At 58.2% G+C, this 4729-nt stretch carries 3 protein-coding genes and 1 pseudogene; all 4 read right to left on the bottom strand.

Annotated features, from left to right (window positions below; translation table 11 throughout):
* A pseudogene (locus NKI08_RS34240) lies at positions 1-95 on the bottom strand (IS66-like element accessory protein TnpA); the annotation flags it as partial.
* A 382-nt stretch (positions 96-477) separates the two neighbouring features.
* The gene (locus tag NKI08_RS34235) at positions 478-1635 is read right to left on the bottom strand and encodes an IS110 family RNA-guided transposase (RefSeq protein WP_352775887.1); all 1158 of its coding nucleotides are present in this window, start codon (positions 1633-1635) and stop codon (positions 478-480) included.
* A 372-nt stretch (positions 1636-2007) separates the two neighbouring features.
* Complete coding sequence (locus NKI08_RS34230) at positions 2008-2850, bottom strand: 2OG-Fe(II)-dependent halogenase WelO5 family protein (RefSeq protein ID WP_352775884.1); 843 nt, start codon at positions 2848-2850, stop codon at positions 2008-2010.
* The gene (ectB, locus tag NKI08_RS34225) at positions 2840-4099 is read right to left on the bottom strand and encodes a diaminobutyrate--2-oxoglutarate transaminase (RefSeq protein ID WP_352775881.1); all 1260 of its coding nucleotides are present in this window, start codon (positions 4097-4099) and stop codon (positions 2840-2842) included. The genes NKI08_RS34230 and ectB overlap by 11 nt, the downstream gene beginning before the upstream one ends.
* Positions 4100-4729 lie beyond the last annotated feature (630 nt).

Genomic DNA, 4729 nt, shown 5'->3' with positions numbered 1-4729 from the left:
GCCGAGACAAGACGGTCCTTCGATGCCGGGTCGTATCGGCGTCGCCCGTCCCGACCGACAAGCCTCACCCGCAGTTTCTGCTCATCTTCTTCCATCACAAGGTTTCCACCTATTTTGGTGGACACCTTGTATGGGGATTTCGTTGTCAAGGGGCCTTCACTGATTTCGCGGTAAAGCGGTCAGGATAGCCATAACAGAACGGTTGGTCACTGCCTTGTGCATTGGTCCGCGAGCATCAAATTCGAGGGGAGCCTGCCTTTGGGCGCATCGCATTACGCCGCAACCTTGTATTCGGTGGGTCTGCAAAAGACCCGGACCATGAAGCAGTCATTGGCTTCAGCAGCAAGGCTCCGAGGCGGCGGGCCCATTCTCATGACGGCAAATAACGCCATGGTGTCCATCGGGACACCGCCACCTCGAATCGATACGCGCGGGCGTCATTACGGCGGTTGATCCGTCAGGCGCCCTGCAGTGTGTTCAGTTCATCGGGCGCAATGTGACGCCCATCGGGATTTCGCCGACGGTAACCAATCGCCAGAGCGCGATGAGTAACTTGCGTGCGAGCGCCACGATCATCGTCGTCTTGCGGGCGCCCTGTGCCGCTCGTGCCTGGAACCATTGCGTCAGTTCGCTATTCTTTTGGAATCTCAGGAAGCGCCAGGCCAATTGGATCAGCCCGCGTCGCACCCGGGCGTTGCCTGCCTTGGCCAACCCCTTTTCGCGTCGTTTAGATCCGCTCTCGTCGGGGGAGCCTGTCAGACCGGCGTAACGCGCCACCGCGCGCCGGTCTCTGAGGTTGCGGCTAAGCACCTCGTGGACCAGCATGTCGGCTGTCTCAATCCCGACACCAATCACGCGCGCCAATAGCACAACCATTGCATTATACCCCGACGCGGGCGCCTGCTCAAGCTGGGCAATTCTGGCTTTTTCAATCGTCGTGATCTGATCGCGCACCACCGCAAGCCGAGCCATGTCGCGCCGCATCTCTTCCAGCATATTCGGCGGAAGCGGCTGTCCTTCCGAAGTGCGCAGGTCCGGCAACTTCTTCGGCGCCCGGCGAAGCTCGGGCTTGAAGCCACGGATGCCGAGCCGAGCCAGCGCCCCTTTCATGCGATTGACTATCCGCGTTTTCTCGCTGACCAGGTTCTCCCGCTCGCGGCTCGGCCGCTTGGCATCCTCTTCCGCCAGTGATGGGATCGCCACCATGCGGCAGTGGCCACGCTCGCCACGCAGCCAACCCAGGAACACGCGCATCAGCATGGCCGTGTCTAGCCTGTCGGTTTTCGCCCGTCGGTGTTCACGGTTCACGGCGACGCTGGTTGAATGGATGACGTGAGCGTCTATGCCTCGCGTCTGCAGCCACCGGGCCAGCCAGAAGCCGTCTCGCCCAGCCTCGAAGGCCAGCGCGACCCGGTCTATCGGCATGCCCGCAGCCTCCGCCTCCGATCGCCAACGCGCGATCAAACCGAGCAATGCATTGGGATCGGGATCGAGTTTCTTGAGGGGGTGTCGCTGAACGCCGGGAAGCATTCCGGCCACCAGCCAGTTATTTTGAGTCATTTCTACAACGACGAGCACAGTGCGAGCTTGATCCAATACAGTGATTGATCGGCTGAGATCGTCGACTTTGGACATGATAGTCTATCCTTCGGGTTGATCGTACGACGATGGTGCCACCTCGCCGCTCCCCCGCATAGCTTCTCATGCATCAGAGCACTCAACAGCAAAAGGTGCGGGGAAATTCGCGCTTACAATTGTTTCGACGCGAAACCGTCTATTGCGACAGAGAGATCGCATTCTTTACTTAAGCGTCTTAAAATCTGTTCGGCAACTGCGTCCTCTACAGTCGATGGGGGGTCGTGTCGGAGGCCGGCAGCATCTGAAACGCCAAGGGAATCATGATAATGCCGGCCTTTCGAAGCGCGAGGGTCTGTAACTGAAACGCCTCACCGCTATGGCGGATGTGATACCTGTTGCGCAATCAGTGGGTCCCTGTCGACCGCCCCGTCAGGTCCACCAGAGAACAAGATCCGGGCGAGCAAACCCGAAAAAGCTGTTCAATACCAGGCGACGCTTTCCGTTGCCCGATTGACCTGTGACTCCGTGAACGAAACCGCCATCGATCAGGCCGATATCCCCCGCCCTGAGCTGGAAGTCGCGAGAAGGAACGCCCTCCAGATAGGCTGCCGAATAGGGATAGCCCGTGGTCTCCACACCTTGAGACTTTCGGTCGGTGACTGTCGGCTTGTGGCTCCAGAGCCGCAGATTGCCACCTTCCTCGGGCATGCTGGGGTAGAAGTTGAGTGCTGCGACGGTGTTGTGCGCCACCGCAGAAAGCTCGTAATCGTTCCCAGCACACAACACTTGAGCGACGTCGTCGTGGGGGTCCAAGGAGAACGTGCCGCTGCCAGACCAACTGAGAGCGCGACAAACATTAGCCTGACCGTGCTCCGAACGGGCCAGCCGCAATTCAATGCCCTGTTTGCGAAGCTCGCGCTTCAACGCGTCGAACAATGCTCGGACCGGATCAACCAGATTCTCAAAAAGGGCGTCGACGTACGGTCGCGCAGTTTCCGCCTCTGCGAAATAGGTGGCTGCATCCTTCCTGTAGTGGGATGCGCCGACATATTGTCCGGGGACGCCATCCTTACGCTCCTTGAGACCGGGACTGCCACTGAAGTTCGCGGTGATCTCCTCGGCTATTTCGGTGCTGAAAGCTTGCTTGATGTGCAGAGCCGTGATCTCACCTTTCAGGACTGAGATGATGTCCGCAGTGCTGATCAAGCCGGTTCGTTCTCTGATCGCAACTGGCGAGGTGGCCGGGGCTTGGGATACTTGATTAGCCTTCATTGGCTTGCTCCTTTAGTGCGTGATCAAGGATGGCGATGCCCTGATCGAGTTCGTCATCGGTGATGGTTATCGGTGGGAGGACTTTGATGACGTCGCGATTTGGTCCTGAAGATTCAATCAGCAGGCCATTTTCGAACGCGACATCGTGCACACGGCCGACAACGGCCCGCGAACGGCACTTGAGGCCGGCCATCAGACCGCGGCCGCGCTTTTGTTCGATGCACTTGGGAAATTTCGCGACGAGGCTATCAAGGTGTTTTTGCAGTTTGGCGGCCGTCCGCTCGACGCCTGCAGTAAACTGCCTGTCGGACCACATTTTGCACATGGCCCCTGCAGTCACAAAGGCGAGATTGTTGCCTCTGAACGTCCCGCTATGTTCTCCGGGATTCCAAATGTCCAAGTCAGGGCGAATCAGAACAATGGAGAACGGACTACCTGAACCGCTTAGGGACTTCGAAAGGCATACGATGTCGGGTGCGATCTTCGCGAACTCGAATGAGAAGAACTCGCCCGTTCGTCCCGCACCGGCCTGAATGTCGTCAACGATCAAAACAACGTCGTGCTTGCGGCAAATCCGCTGAATTTCTTCCAGCCAAGGTGCGGATGCAGTGTTCATGCCGCCTTCTGCCTGGATGGTCTCCAGAATGATTGCGGCTGGCTTTTCTATGCCGCTCCCTGGGTCGCCCAATACGGAGTCGATGTAATTCGCGGAATCGAAAGCTTGGGTAGGGTAGCCGTCATAGGGGACACGGATCACATCGTGGCGGGTGACGCCGCCCAGTTCCCTGGTTGACGCCGAACCCGACACTGCCAGAGCGCCGAGCGACATCCCATGGAAGGCGTTTGTGAAGGCCATTACGCTCGAGCGGCCGGTATATTTTCGCGCGAGGGCCAGCGCCGCCTCGTTCGCGTTTGTGCCGGTCGGCCCAGGAAATTGGATTTTGTAAGAAAGGCCTCTGGGCTTAAGGATCGAATCCACAAACGCTTCAATGAAGTCACGCTTTGCCGCTGTATACATGTCTAGGGATAGGAGAATGTTCTCGCCAACCATATATTCGATTGCCGGTGCAATAATGTCCGGGTTGTTGTGTCCGTAGTTGAGTGCGCCCGACCCTACAAGGAAATCGATATATGGGTTACCGGCTTCGTCCCAGATTGTCGCCCCGAGGGCTCTCGTAAAGACTGTGGGAAACGACCGCCCGTAGCGACGAACGTTCGACTCATGAGCCGTGAAGATTTCAGTGTTCATTTCAGGGTCCCTCTGCATGTCGTGCCGCGTTCAACGAGCAAGTGATTAAATGCGTTTGGTCGGTTGCGGTTGTTTTTAGTTTCACTGAAGATCGGAACGGTCCAGGCGGAACTTTGGACGGTCGTGACCTCCCAGGAATGTGTTCGTAATGCCGACACGCTCCTCAAAAAGGTCCGCGCCAAAGGGGAGACCGGACTCGCGCGGCAGCTCAACTGCACTGACGCCTTCGGAACCTCCACCGTAGTCACGTTGCTCTGCAGGGCGATATCTCTCGTCTATGCGTTGGAGCGAACTCAGTTCTAGAGTTTTCGGGGAGGCGTCGATACTACGGCATTTGGTAGTTGACGCACCTGCTTGTACCCGGCGAAACACCGTGCCAATCCAGTCAAGCTCAGCGCTAGCACCGGCTAATGTGGGACAGGCGCTTCTGCCATGCAGCAGCATGCTAAGGTGTTGCAGGCCGCTTCGGCAGCAACACGAGCCATCGCCCCGCCGGGAGCTGTAGCTCGGCGGTGACGAAGCCGCTTGCGAGCGCGCCGTCGATAGCGCTGTAGATGCTATGGGCGGCGGCGAGCGTGTGGCACCCTCGACGCTGTTGAGCAGCTACCTAAGGAGCGCCCCATGTCACCA

It is taken from the genome of Mesorhizobium sp. M0768, assembly GCF_040320195.1.
Classification (GTDB): Bacteria; Pseudomonadota; Alphaproteobacteria; order Rhizobiales; family Rhizobiaceae; genus Mesorhizobium.
The sequence above is the reverse complement of the archived record's forward strand: the minus strand, read 5'-3'. Positions and strand labels throughout refer to the sequence as shown.

Excerpts from the sequence above, each read along its gene's own strand:
- NKI08_RS34235 (WP_352775887.1), bottom strand. The coding sequence starts at position 1,635 with ATGTCCAAAGTCGACGATCTCAGCCGATCAATCACTGTATTGGATCAA.
- ectB (WP_352775881.1), bottom strand. The coding sequence starts at position 4,099 with ATGAACACTGAAATCTTCACGGCTCATGAGTCGAACGTTCGTCGCTAC.
- NKI08_RS34230 (WP_352775884.1), bottom strand. The coding sequence starts at position 2,850 with ATGAAGGCTAATCAAGTATCCCAAGCCCCGGCCACCTCGCCAGTTGCG.